This window comes from Candidatus Deferrimicrobiaceae bacterium (genome assembly GCA_036504035.1).
Taxonomy (GTDB): domain Bacteria; phylum Desulfobacterota; class Deferrimicrobia; order Deferrimicrobiales; family Deferrimicrobiaceae; genus JANXPS01.
Genome location: DASXVV010000009.1, coordinates 184,206 through 197,261, shown reverse-complemented (window position 1 = coordinate 197,261; position 13,056 = coordinate 184,206). Strand labels below are relative to the sequence as shown.

The 13,056-nt window shown below is 63.4% G+C and carries 13 protein-coding genes; 12 read left to right on the top strand and 1 reads right to left on the bottom strand.

Annotated features, from left to right (window positions below):
• Positions 1-58 precede the first annotated feature (58 nt).
• The 4 genes from VGK27_06700 to VGK27_06685 are packed head-to-tail and all read left to right on the top strand — an operon-like array spanning position 59 to position 3,478.
• Positions 59-976: a prolipoprotein diacylglyceryl transferase family protein gene (locus VGK27_06700; protein ID HEY3489793.1), complete on the top strand. Its 918-nt coding sequence runs from the start codon at positions 59-61 to the stop codon at positions 974-976.
• Complete coding sequence (locus tag VGK27_06695) at positions 973-1,623, top strand: response regulator transcription factor (protein ID HEY3489792.1); 651 nt, start codon at positions 973-975, stop codon at positions 1,621-1,623. Before VGK27_06700 ends, VGK27_06695 begins: the two co-directional genes overlap by 4 nt.
• A 53-nt stretch (positions 1,624-1,676) precedes the next feature.
• A complete protein-coding gene (locus VGK27_06690) occupies positions 1,677-2,852 on the top strand; it encodes a sensor histidine kinase (GenBank protein ID HEY3489791.1) in 1,176 nt (391 codons plus the stop codon).
• Positions 2,846-3,478 carry a response regulator transcription factor gene (locus VGK27_06685; GenBank protein HEY3489790.1) on the top strand — a complete coding sequence of 211 codons (633 nt, stop codon included), beginning with the start codon at positions 2,846-2,848 and terminating at the stop codon, positions 3,476-3,478. Before VGK27_06690 ends, VGK27_06685 begins: the two co-directional genes overlap by 7 nt.
• Positions 3,479-3,488: 10 nt before the next feature.
• On the opposite strand, the gene VGK27_06680 is transcribed toward VGK27_06685, so the two are convergent.
• Positions 3,489-3,899, bottom strand: coding sequence for a response regulator (locus VGK27_06680; protein HEY3489789.1), 411 nt, complete (start codon positions 3,897-3,899; stop codon positions 3,489-3,491).
• A 353-nt stretch (positions 3,900-4,252) separates the two neighbouring features.
• On the opposite strand from VGK27_06680, the gene VGK27_06675 reads away from it, so the two are divergent.
• Genes VGK27_06675 through VGK27_06640 form a run of 8 tightly spaced genes read left to right on the top strand, consistent with a single transcriptional unit; the run spans position 4,253 to position 13,045 of the window.
• A complete protein-coding gene (locus VGK27_06675; GenBank protein ID HEY3489788.1) occupies positions 4,253-4,633 on the top strand; it encodes a hypothetical protein in 381 nt (126 codons plus the stop codon).
• A gap of 11 nt (positions 4,634-4,644) precedes the next feature.
• Complete coding sequence (locus tag VGK27_06670; GenBank protein ID HEY3489787.1) at positions 4,645-8,547, top strand: hypothetical protein; 3,903 nt, start codon at positions 4,645-4,647, stop codon at positions 8,545-8,547.
• A 10-nt stretch (positions 8,548-8,557) separates the two neighbouring features.
• Complete coding sequence (locus tag VGK27_06665; protein HEY3489786.1) at positions 8,558-9,097, top strand: prepilin-type N-terminal cleavage/methylation domain-containing protein; 540 nt, start codon at positions 8,558-8,560, stop codon at positions 9,095-9,097.
• Entirely contained in the window at positions 9,066-9,500 is a 435-nt protein-coding gene (locus VGK27_06660) for a prepilin-type N-terminal cleavage/methylation domain-containing protein (GenBank protein ID HEY3489785.1), read from the top strand. Before VGK27_06665 ends, VGK27_06660 begins: the two co-directional genes overlap by 32 nt.
• Positions 9,497-10,564, top strand: a complete 1,068-nt coding sequence (locus VGK27_06655; GenBank protein HEY3489784.1) for a prepilin-type N-terminal cleavage/methylation domain-containing protein — start codon at positions 9,497-9,499, stop codon at positions 10,562-10,564. Before VGK27_06660 ends, VGK27_06655 begins: the two co-directional genes overlap by 4 nt.
• A gap of 4 nt (positions 10,565-10,568) precedes the next feature.
• Positions 10,569-11,141, top strand: a complete 573-nt coding sequence (locus VGK27_06650) for a hypothetical protein (GenBank protein HEY3489783.1) — start codon at positions 10,569-10,571, stop codon at positions 11,139-11,141.
• A 10-nt stretch (positions 11,142-11,151) separates the two neighbouring features.
• Positions 11,152-11,913: an Ig-like domain-containing protein gene (locus VGK27_06645; protein HEY3489782.1), complete on the top strand. Its 762-nt coding sequence runs from the start codon at positions 11,152-11,154 to the stop codon at positions 11,911-11,913.
• 28 nt (positions 11,914-11,941) lie between these two features.
• Positions 11,942-13,045: a YeeE/YedE family protein gene (locus VGK27_06640; protein ID HEY3489781.1), complete on the top strand. Its 1,104-nt coding sequence runs from the start codon at positions 11,942-11,944 to the stop codon at positions 13,043-13,045.
• Positions 13,046-13,056: the final 11 nt, after the last annotated feature.

Genomic DNA, 13,056 nt, shown 5'->3' with positions numbered 1-13,056 from the left:
CGCTTCCCCCTTGCCCCCGAAGGGCTTCCGGTAGTTATCGGCCGAACGGCGACAAATCTTGCGTATTTTTCTGCCCGTTCGGATGAATGTATACTACCGCGTCATGGTCCCCTATATATCCCAACCTTCGTGGCATGTCGCCGGCCCCCTCACCATCCACGCGTTCGGTCTTATCGTCGCCGTCGCCGTCCTTCTCGGCTCGCATATCGCCATGCGCCGATGCCAGGCCAAGGGGCTTTCCCCCGACCTTTGCGCCGACCTCGCGTTCTTCACGGTCGTCTCCGGGTTCGTGGTCGCCCACCTCTATTCGGTGCTGGCCTATTTCCCGCGCCAGCTCCTGACCGATCCGCTGCTGATCCTGCGGATATGGGAAGACATCAGCTCGTTCGGCGGCATCGTCGGAGGCGTCTTCGGGATCTGGTTGTTCCTGCGGCTAAAAGGCAAGTCACTCACCTTCGCCGTGCGGATGGCCTACGCCGACGCCATCGCCTGGGCGTTCCCCTTCGCCTGGGCCGTCGGCCGGCTCGCCTGTACGACAGCCCACGATCACCCGGGATCGGTGACCACGTTCCCGCTCGCGATCTCGCTCAAGACAGAGGCGGCGCGCGGCTTCATCGCGGGGATGTACAAGGAGGCCGGCCGGCTGGCGGAGCTTCCCCCGTGGGACCGGCTCGCCTCGATGGGATTCCACGACCTCGGCTGGTACGAATTTCTCTACACGCTGCTCGTGATCTGCCCGATGTTCCTGCTGCTCGACCGGCGGCCCCGTCCGGAGGGCTTTTTCCCGCTGCTCTTCCTGCTGCTCTATATCCCTGTCCGCTTCTCCTTCGATTTCCTGCGAATCGCCGACGTGCGGTATCACGGGCTGACGCCCGGGCAGTGGGCGGCGCTAGCGGCCATGCCGGTCGTGGTCTGGGCGATGGTCCGTGTCGTCGGGGCCGCTCGCAGGACGTCCTCCGTCCCCCCCCCCGAATGATCAAGGTTTACCTGGTCGACGATCACGAACTGGTTCGGTCAGGGATCGAGCGGCTGCTGGCCGACACGCGCGACATCCGGGTTCGGGCGACCGCGTCGAACGCCGCGGAGGCCCGTCGCCGTTTCGCCATGGCGACGTTCCCGTTCGACGTCGTCCTTCTCGACATTTCCTTGCCCGATGCGAACGGCCTCGACCTGATCCAGCCGCTTCGCGCGCGCGGCGCAGGCGCGCCGCCCGTGCTCGTGCTGAGCATCCATCCCGGGGATCAATACGCATTGCGGGCGTTGCGGAAAGGCGCCGCCGGCTATTTCGCCAAGGACGGATCCGCGGCCGGCTTGGCCGGTGCGATCCGGACCGTGGCTTCCGGCGGGCGATACCTGACGCCGGAAATCGCCGAGCTGGTGGCGGCCGAGGTGGCGTCCAGGGGCAGCCGGACCGGGTTGCCCGGGCTGTCCGACCGCGAGTTCGAGGTGCTTCGGCGGATCGCCCTGGGACAACGGTCGAAGGATATCGCCGCCGCCCTATCGCTCAACGCCAAGACCGTCGCGACTTTCAAGGCGCGCATCTGCCGGAAAACCGGCCTGGTCGGCACGGCGGACATCGTGCGGTACGCGATGGAGCAGGGGCTGGAGCTCGGGACGCTGTGAGCCGGTCTGCGAATCACTCACCGAAAAGGGCGGTAATCTGCGAAAATAAAAAGATGAGTTTGCCGGGCAAAGAAATCGACGATCACGATCGAACGCTTTTCGAGGATTCACCCATCTCGCTTTGGGAAGTGGACTTCTCGGCCGCGCGTGCGCGGCTTGTCGCGCTCGAGATGAAGCATGGCGACCTCGGAAGATATCTTCGCGAGAACCCGGACGAGGTTCGCAGTTGCCTGGCGCTCAAGAAGATCGTCGACGTCAACCAACGGACGCTTCAGCTCTACCGGGCCGAATCGAAGGCACAGCTGCTCGCCGGTCTCGACACGATTTCCGTTCCCGGGCCGGGGCCCGATGAACTCTTGAGGTCGGTCCTGTCCATCGCTGCGGGCGACCCTGCTTTCGAGACCGAGACGGTCCACCACACGCTCGAAGGCAAGCCGATCGACATCCTCCTGCGCTGGCGTGTCGCGAAAGGGCATGCGTCGAGTTACGACCGGGTAATGGTCTCGATCATCGATCTTACGGAGCGCAGGCAGGCCGAGGAGGCGCTGAAACGCTCCCGCGAGGAATTGCGGAACCTGGCCGCCTACCAGGAATCCGCGCGGGAAGAGGAACGGACCCGGATCTCCCGCGAGATCCACGACCTGCTCGGGCAGGACCTCACCGCGCTCAAGCTCGATCTCGCCTGGATGCGGAACCGGATCCCGGCCGGCAACGATGCGCTGCTCCGGAAGATCGAATCGATGTCGACGCTGCTCGATTCGACGGCAAATACCGTCCGCCGGATCTCGAAGTCGCTGCGTCCCGCGATGCTCGACGACCTGGGGCTGGTCGAGGCGGTGGCGCTCTACATCCGCGAATTCGAAGAACGCACCGGCATCGCCTGCAAGGTGACGCTGCCCGACCACGACATGCCTGCGAACCGCGAGATGGCAACCGCCTTCTTCCGGATACTTCAGGAGGCGCTGACCAACGTCGTCCGCCACGCCGAGGCTTCCCAGGTCTCGCTGCTCCTTGATTGCGACGGGAAGCACGGCACGTTGCGCATTGTCGACGACGGCAAGGGGGTCCGCGAAGCGCAGCTCCGGAGCGCGAAATCGTTCGGTCTCATGGGCATCCGCGAACGCGTCGCGGCGCTGGGCGGCACCGTCTCCATCATCGGCGAGGCGGGAAAAGGAACGACGATCGAGGTCAAGGTGCCATGCATCCGGGGGGAGAATTGCCGATGCTGAAGATTTGCATCGCGGACGATCACGCCATCGTGCGGCGGGGGCTCAAGCAGATTCTGTCCGAGACGTCCGACCTCGTCGTCTCGGGCGAGGCGGCTACGGGGCAGGAGCTGCTCCGGCAGGTGGCCAAGAACGACTTTGACGTGGTGCTGCTCGACATCTCGATGCCGGGGCGAAACGGGCTCGAAATATTGAAGGAGCTGCGCGCGGAGAAGCCGCGGCTTCCGGTGCTGATCCTGAGCGTCTATCCCGAGGAGCAGTACGCCGTCCGCGCGCTCAAGACCGGCGCGGCGGGCTACCTGACCAAGGAGAGCGCCCCCGAGGAGCTGATCGCCGCCATCCGCCGCATCTCTTTGGGGAAGAAGTACGTGACCTCGTCGCTCGCCGAGAAGCTGGCCTCCTACCTCGAGGCCGATCTCGAGAAGCCGCCCCACGAAGCGATGTCGAACCGGGAGTTCGGGATCATGTGCCGGATCGGCGCGGGCAAGTCTGTGACCGAGATCGCCAACGAGCTGATGCTGAGCGTCAAGACGGTCAGCACTTATCGCAGCCGGATCCTCAAGAAGCTTGGACTGAAGAACAACGCCGAGATCATGAAATACACCATCCGGAACGGGCTGGCCGAATAGCCCGCCTTCGTCACTCGTCGAGCACCGACCGGACGGCGCTCACAAGCGCGTCGGGTGAAAAGGGCTTCTGGAGGAAGGCGCTGCGTTCGTCGAGCATTCCCTCTTCGAGGACCGTCTCCCCGGTATAACCCGAGATGAAGAGCACCCGCATCCTCGGGAAGCGCTCCGACAGGCGCGAGGAGAGCTCGAGACCGGTCATCCCGGGCATCATGATGTCGGTCACCAGCAGGTCGATCGCATGCCCGCAAACCTCGCACGTCGACAGCGCCTCCTCGGGGCCGTCGGCGCTCAGGATCCCGTAGCCCGCCCGCGTCAGGATCTCGCAGACCAGTCCCCTGACCGTCTCGGAATCCTCGACGACCAGGATCGTCTCCGGCACATCGAGCCGGCCCAACCGTTCCCCGATCTGATCGTTGTCCATAGATATTGGCCGCCCCGTAATGATCCCGGGATTCTATCGCATTTGCTGGACGGGGGGACGGGCTCGAGGAAAAAACGGGGAATGGGAAATTAATGTCTAAAGAAAACGGATGGACTTTCCGATAGGTTCATTGGCAGCCGGCCCTCCTCCGAATGCCGAACTTTCTCTCTCCTCATCTTGCTGGCGGTTTCCCGACGTGTGGCAGCATCGGGAAACCGCCGCGTGTTACCCCACCCGAAAGCTTTCTGCATATTAAAGTTTTCCGCACCTGATACCGAATGTATTAGATGTGGCGATTCTTGCGTATACTTGTGATGGTTCCGGTCTTTTCTTGTGTCTTCGGGAGGCATGGCATGGCTGATGGGGCAACGGGCAAACGTCTTATTTCGGGCCTCCGGGCGTGGGTGGCATTTTCCCTGGCGATTATGGTTTTTGCCGCGCCCCTCGGGGCGCAGGCTGCCCGGAAATCCGGGAAGGCAGCGAAACCGAAGGCGAGAACCGGGGAGCAGATCCACTCGGATGGCCCCTTCGTGACCGGCGTGGTCGAGGTCGCCGGCCCCGGCCACATCTCGTTCAAGGGCCACCGGTTCGACGTGTCGCGCGCCCGGTTCGTCCGGCCCGACGGCAAGCCGGCCAGCGCCGCCGAGCTCCGGCAGGGAACAAAGGTGACGCTGATGATCAATGAAAAGCGTGTCAACGAAGTCGTCGTATACCCGCCCATGGCGCGGGAATAGGGAGGGGAAAGATGTTCCGCGAGATCAGGTCCCGCTTCCGGATCGCCGGCCTGGCGGCCGCAGCGCTCTGCATCGTGATGGCGTCCTACGCCTTCGCGGGCATGACCGACTATTGCCAGGTGCCGCCCTACGTCATCCAGAACGTCCCCCCGAACGTCATGATCCTCCAGGACATCTCGGGCAGCATGCTCAATCACGCCTACGAGCAGCCCTTCGACAACAACTACCTCTCGTCGGCCGGAAACCGCGGCTATTACGGCTATTTCGACGTCGATTACTGGTATACCTACAATGGCAACAAGTTCATTCCCTCCATCCGCAAGGTCAGCCTCGACAACACCCATACCGTCCATGACAAGCTTGCCACCGAGTGGGACGGCAGCTTCCTCAACTGGCTCATGATGCGGCGGACCGACATCGTCCGGAAAGTGTTGACCGGGGGGCGCGTCTCCAACACCGTAGTCGACTGCGAGAAGCCCGACGACCCCAGCCGCAATATTGCGAAATGGATCGGCAATCCCTCCCTCTACACCAGCATCACCACCAACAAGCCCCCCGTGTCCTTCACCTTTTCCTCATCCGGCGCCTACACCATGACGGCCAAGGACAATACGGGGAAGACCCTCTCCTCGTACAACCCCCAGCTCGACGTCCCGACGCCGGTCATCGGCGTGCTCCAGGAAGTGATCGGGGCCCGGGCGCGCGTCGGCCTGTCGATGTTCAACAACGACGACGGGGGCAACGTCATTGTTCCCGTCGGGGGCTCGAGCCTAGGCTCCGCCGTCAACCAGATCAACAATACGCACAACGCGACGAACACCCCGCTCGGCGAAGCGCTCTGGTCCGTGGCCGGCTATTTCTCCAAGACGGCCTCGTTATACGGGGGACCCGGGCCCCGGTACAATGGCGGGGGGGACTACCCCATTAATGACACCGGCGACCCCATGAACTACGGCACCGGCGGTAACACCCGCTATCCCGTCTGCCAGAAAAGCTTTGTGTTGATCATCACCGACGGGGAACCCTGCTCCGACGGCAAGCTGCCCGCTTACATCCGAAGCTTCGCGGATAATGCCGCCCATCGGTCCTTGTTCGACTGCATCAACCAGAATTGTCCAGCGAGGACCCAGGGGACCGCGTCCTTTCCCGCCTTCAACCTGAACACGGTTTCGTGCGGCGGGACCGGCAGCCTCTCCACCAACGGGAACGAGGCGGGACTCGAGGACGTCGCGCTGTGGGCGCACACCACCGACCTGCGCTCAGACATCGACGGCAAACAGAACCTGACCCTCTATGTCGTCCAGGCGTTCGGGCACGGTTCGAATATCCTCCAATACGCGGCCATTAACGGCGGCTTCGACGACAACGGCAGCGGCTATCCCTACGATCAGTCGACCTGGGACAAGGACGGCAACGGCATCCCCGACAACTATTACGGGGCCGACGACGGGTGGGCGCTCGAACAATCGATCCGCGATGCGCTTTCGACCATACTCAAGCGCGCCTCGTCGGGAACCGCGGCGTCGGTGCTCGCTTCGGGCGAGGGGAGCGGCGCCAACCTGCTCCAGGCGATCTTCTACCCCCGTCGCGTTTTCGGCAACGACATCATCGGCTGGACCGGGTCGCTCCAGAACCTGTGGTATTTCGTCGACCCCTTCTTCGCGAACGCCAACATCCGCGAGGAGACGACCGTCGACAACAAGCTCAATCTTTCCAACGATTACATCGCGCAATTCTACTACGACGCCGGGTCCGAGAAGACCCGGGTCAAGAGGTACACCGATCACAACGGGAACGGCACCATGGACCTCCCCGCTGTCGACAATGTCGACTTCGAAAAACTGAAGAGCCTCTGGGAGGCGGGCAGGAAACTCTACGAGCGGGATCTCTCCGCCAACGGACGGACGATCTATACCACGATCAACGGGACCTCCTTCACTCCCTTCGCGCCCAACGACACGACGGTGGCCGGCAACCTGTCCACTTATATGGTGGAAAGCCCGGACAACGCCTACCAGACCATCCGGTACGTCCACGGCTACGACGACAACAACATCCTGCTCAGGAACCGAACCGTCTCCATGTTCGGCATCGACAACGCCGTGTGGAAGCTGGGCGACGTGGTCAACTCCACCCCGCGCGTGGTCGGCGGCATCCCGCTCAACAAGTACCACACGACGTACCAGGACACGACCTACAAGGCGTTCATCGACAACGAAGTGTACAAGAACCGGGGGATGGCGTTTACCGGCGGCAACGACGGCATGCTCCACGCCTTCAAGATGGGCAAGCTCGAGCTCGCCTGGACCGGGCAGTCGGCCACGGAAAAGGCGAAAATGTCCAATCCCGGCGCGGGCAATCCGGGCGACGAGATATGGGGTTTCGTCCCCATGAACGCCCTGCCGTACCTCCAGTACCTGAAGGACCCCGACTACTGCCACATCTTCTATGCCGACCTGGCGCCCTACGTGTTCGATGCGAGCATCGGGGGCGCGTCCGGGGACCAGTCCACAGCCGTGCGCGATCAGTCCAGTTGGCGCACCGTCCTCATCGGCGGTATGCGGTTCGGAGGCGCCTGCGCCAACACTTGCGCAAAGGGTGACGATTGCGTCAAGACGCCCGGGACCGACAAGGGCTACTCCTCCTACTTCGCGATCGACGTCACCCATCCCGAGACCCCATCGCTCCTGTGGGAGTTCTCGAATCCCGCCCTCGGTTTCGCCACCACGGGCCCCGCGATCGTCCGCATCCAAGGGAAAAATCCCAACACCCTGGCGCGCGATCCGCGTCGGAACGGGGAGTGGTACGCCGTGTTCGGATCGGGGCCCACGGGCCCGATCGACAACAACAGCATGCAGTTCCTGGCGCACTCGAACCAGAACCTGAAATATTTCGTCGTGAACCTCAAGACCGGAGCGTTGGCGCAGACGATCGACACCGGCATCCCGTACGCCTTCGGCGGCTCGATGATCAACACGACGGCCGACGTCAACCTCGACTACCAGGACGACGCGATCTACGTGGGGTTCACCAAGAAGACCGGGACCACCTGGACCGACGGCGGGATCGGCCGGATTCTCACCGGAAATGCGGTGGTCAACGTGTCGCCCGGCGCCGGTGTCGGCGAAGGCTGGACTTTCAGTAAGGTCATCGACGGCGTCGGACCGGTGACCACGGCTGTCCAGCGGCTGCAGAACAACGTCTTCCACAACGAATGGCTCTACTTCGGGACCGGCCGCTTCTTCTATGCACAGCCGCCCGCGGGGACCAATTCCACGCCCTCGATCGACGACGCCGACGGCCAGCGGCGGCTGGTGGCGGTCAAGGAGCCCTGCTTCACCGATTCGAACCTGCTGAACTTCGACTGCAGCGCCTCGGTGACATTCCCGTCGACCGCCAATACCAACTTCCCCAACGTGACCAACGTCGCCAATGCCCCGACCGCGACGGCCGCAATGCAGCCGGGGTTCAAGGGGTGGTACGTCAACCTCGACCCGACGGACTACTTCACCTATGACAACGGCGTCTCCACCTACTTCCGCGCCGAGCGCGTCATCACCGACCCGCTGGCGTCCACGTCGGGGCTGGTGTTTTTCACCACGTTCAAGCCCTACGGCCAGGAGTGCGGGTTGGGAGGGAAGAGCTTCATCTGGGTGCTCCAGTACAATACCGGCGGGGCTCCCGCTTCGACCATGCTCCATGGCAAGGCGATGGTGCAGGTCTCGACCGCGAGTGTCGAGCAGATCGACATGTCCGAGGCCTTCAAGCCCGCCTCCGGCGAACCCACCACCGGGCTCCACATGGGCGGAAGGCGCAGCTTCTCGATCGAGGGGGTTCCCCCGACGTCCCAGGGGCTGTCCCTGCTGCTGCCGCCGCCGCCGGTCAACCGGGTCCTGCACATGAAGGAGCGGTGAGGAGCAGGTCATGAAGCGGAATCGCCCCTGGATGGCGCTCGGCCGATCGAACGGACGCGGGTTTTCCCTGATCGAGATCATGATCGCGTTGTCGATCATGGGCATTCTCCTCATCGCGGTTTCCATTTCGTTCCAGGGCTGGATGGCGAAACACAGGGTGGCGGCCGAGACCGGGGAGGTATTTGCCGATATCATCGATGCACGCGCCCGGGCCATGCAGAAAGGTCGCGCCACGTTCGTCGTGTTGACCGGGAACGGCTGCACGACCTTTGAGGATACCGATCCTGCTCCGGACGGCAATCTGACGCTCGATCCGGGGGCAGACCACCGGGTTGTTACGCGGACGTTCCACTTTCCGGTCATTGCGAAGCTCACAGGTGGCACAACGTTCACGGCATTCGGCTTCAATCGCAACGGATTCGCATCGATCAGCGGGGTGGTCCACCTGCACTCCACGCTTCACCCCGACGTCGACTGCATCTCGATCGGCCCGACTCGGGTCAAACTGGGAAGGTATGATGACGCGACCAATACTTGCATCGAACAGTAACGGCGGGTTCACGCTGATCGAAGTGATGGTGTCGCTGGCCATCATTTCGATCGTCGTCATCGCGCTGGCCGATACGTCGATCGTCTCGCTCGACTACAACATGAACAACCTGGTGCGCGAGGACGCGGTCCTGATAGCCGACAACGTCATGGACACAGCGCGAAACACGACATTCGTCAACCTCGCGAGCACGGCGACGCCGCTCCACATCTACCGGAACATTCGGGGGAAGGCGGTGGACTATTCGGTGACGCGGGCGATCACCCCGCTCGACGGAAACAACACGCAGGTGGCCGTAGAGGTCACATGGGCTGCACGCAGGTTCAGCGGCGGACGCTGGGTGCCGACGCAGAAGCGGCACAAGATCACGACGGTCATCAGCGCGGGGACCGGGTCCCGATGAGGGCGCCGCGCGAGGATCGCAGGTCGGGGTTCACGCTGATCGAGGTCATGATCACCATCGTCATCATGTTTGTCGTCATGGACGCCGTGATGCTGTTCTTTCTCAACGTCATCGGAGAATTCCGGCGCCAGAGCAAGATCGCGGAGACCGGCGTTGAGACCGTCATCGGCCTCGAAGTTCTCCGGAAAGATATCGAGAGCGCCGGCTACGGCCTCCCGTGGTCCTTCCTGCCGGGCTATACCGAGGGCGCGGCGGTGTTGGCGGACGCCAGCGACGACGGCAATCCGCCCCGGGCCATCATCAATCTCGTGGGGGCGGGGCTCTACGGGTCCGACATCCTCGTGATCAAGTCTGTTTCCGTCGGAACGGACGCGGCCTGCGGCAGGTGGACCACCCTCCAGGCCGGGGACATCAAGCGGACCTGGGGTGACAACGCCCTGAGCTTTGCCGGCACCGACGAGGTGCTTGTCCTCGGAACGGGAGCCGACCCGACGGTTCAGCGCCGGTATATCGGCATGACGACCTATGCCGGCACGAGCGACGCCGCCTTCCAGCCTGCGTCGCCGGCCGTCAACCTGATCCACGGGTTGACCGACGGCGCGGTGCCACGCATGCCCTTCAATCGGGCTGAATATTTCATCGATAATACGAACGTCCCGGCGCTCTGCGCCCCGGGGACGGGCGTTCTCGTCAAGTCGGTCATCGTCAACAGCACGGGTCCGGGAGGTGGCACCCGCGGTCCATTGCTGCCGCTGCTCGATTGCGTCCGGGATTTCCGGGTCGCTTTCGGCATCAACATGCTCGGAAACGCGCCCGAAGTCGATAACGTCGCCGGGGCGGCCGACAACGCCGCGGCCCTGATCCGGACGCGACTGCGCGATGTCCGGGTCAGCATCCTGGCCCATGAAGGGGCGCGCGACGACCGATATAAACATCCCGAGTCCAGCATTTTCGTTGGCGACAACACATTTGCCCCGGTGGGGGCTCCAAAAGACATGTCGGGCCTCCTGAACTATCGATGGAAGGTGCACACCCTCCTCATTCGCCCGTCGAGTTTGAGGTGACCCGATGAAAAAAACTCTCGACGAAAAAGGGGCGGTGCTCATCCTCGTCCTTCTCCTGACCGTCGTCGCCCTCATCGCGGCCGCCGGTCTTCTATACATGGTCGCCCGGGGCAGCGCCATCTTCGGGCAGGCCAAGCGGTATCGAACGGCGGTCCAGGCCGCCAAGGGCGGCGCCGAGATCACGTTCCAGTGGATCGGCGACCGGGGCACGCTGACCACGCCGCTGGACGCGTCGTGGGATCAATACAACAATCCCGACCTGGTCAACAAGTTGACCACCCCGACGTCGGCATGGCCGAACAGCTACGATAACTCGATCGTAATCGACCCGGCGCGTCCCGCGACGTACGATATCGCCTTCACCCTCGGCGATTACCGGGTCTATTCCAAGATCGTCGACACGGTCGCGGGCAATTCGGGCCCGAACACCGGTCTGCAAAACTCCGGCGTCGTCAACACGGGATCCGGTGAAATCGTCGTCGTCAGCATGCCCTTTCTCTATACGATCGAGGAACTGACCCAAAGCAAGGTCAACCCGTCCGAGCGGGTCAAATATTCCATCCTTTACCAATACTGACGCGGGTGCCATGAAAAACACATTCGTCATATCGACCCTTCTCATGCTCGCGACCGCCTGTTCGGGGCCGGCCAAATCCCCCACGATCGGGGGGACACCGCCGTCTGCCTCGAATCCCGCCGGGCATCCGGCCGGCGAGGGGGTCACCTGGGACAACATCAATGCCAATCCGAAGGCGGCCATGCAGCAGGATCAGGATGCCCCGCAAGGCGGCCCTTCGCTTCTAAAGGGCAATTCCCCCCCGCAGATCAAGACCGCCAACTTCGTCGCCGGCGCCGGGTCGGGAGAGTCCATCGGCGTCGCCGCGTCCGCGGTCGACGCCGACGGCGATCCGGTCACGCTCGAATACGCCTGGACCCTCAACGGTGCACCCGCCGGGAACGGCATCCGGCTCGGCAAGGTCGTTCGGCGCGGCGATTTCGTGACCGTCACCATTACCCCATTCGACGGGAAAGACCGGGGGCGCTCGGTCACGCTTCGTTCCCAGGTCAACAACTCGCCCCCTTCGATCGCCGGAATCGTCGATGTGCGCCATGAAGGAAACCTCTACACCGGCCGCGTGCAGGCCGTCGATCCCGACGGCGATCCCATCCGGTTCGCCCTCGTCTCAGGTCCGGACGGCATGTCGATCGACCCCGTCGAGGGAACCCTCCGTTGGACCATGCCTGCGGATTTCAAGGGCAAGGCCGTCTTCATGGTTTCCGCACGCGACCGGAGCGGGGGGCAGTCCACCTACGCGGGCACGATCAACGTGACCGAGACCTTCGAGTAACGATGCGGTCCTCCCTGCGGGGTCGTTCATGGATCTATCGGCGTCGCAGATCATCCTGACCGGGTTGCTGGTCGGAGCGGCTGCAGGCTTCCTGATGCACAGGGCCGATTTCTGCTTCGCCGGCGCCTTTCGCGATGTTTTCCTGTTTCGACGGACCTTCATGCTGCGCGCGTTGGTGCTGCTCGTGGTCGTCTCGATGGTCCTCTTCGACCTCGCGCGGCGCCTGCAGCTGCTGCCGTTCTATCCCTTTCCGTTGCTGGGGGGTGCGTCCGTCGCCACCCTCATCGGAGGGGTGATGTTCGGCATCGGTATGGTGGTCGCCGGCGGCTGCGTCGTCGGAACGCTCTATCGATCGGGGGCTGGGAATGTTCCGGCGATGATGGCCGTGGGGGGGCTCGTCCTCGGCAGCGCCCTCTATGCCGAGTTCCATCCGGCCTGGTCTGCGTTCGCGAGGACGGGGGCATATTTCGCCGCACGCCCGACGCTGCCGATCCTGCTCGGTGTCGATCCGACCTGGCTCGTCGCGATCGTCTTCCTTCCGGCGTCATTCGTGATCTACCGGTGGGCCCGGGCGGGAAAGCTCTTCCGGCGGACGCCCGTCGAGGGTTACGTCCAGCCCTGGATCGTCGCGATCGCCCTCGCGCTACTCGGGCTCGTCTCGTACCTGGTCGCCGGGATGCCCATGGGCATCACCACGTCCTACGCAAAGGTGGCGGCGTGGCTCGAGTCCTGGCTCGCCCCGAGCCACTACGCCGGGGTCGCCTATTTCAAGGAAACTCCGCTGGACGTCTCCTTCCCCGCGGGGTTGCGGATTTGCGGGGGGCCGGGCGCAGGGTTTGACGGCATCGCCTGGATCCAGTTTCCGCTGATCGTCGGCATTCTGGCCGGAAGTTTCCTTTCGGCCGTTTCGTTGCGCGAGTTCCGGATCAGTTTTCGCGTCCCCGTTGGCCAACTGGCCGCCGGTCTTGCCGGCGGGATCCTGATGGGGCTTGCCTCGCGCATGGCGCCCGGCTGCAACGTATGGCACGTGATGGGCGGACTGCCGATCTTTTCCCTGTCGAGCATTCTTTTCGTGGCCGGGCTTTTCCCAGGCGCCTGGGCAGGCAGCAAGATCGTCAACCAAATCGTATGAAGGAGAAATCT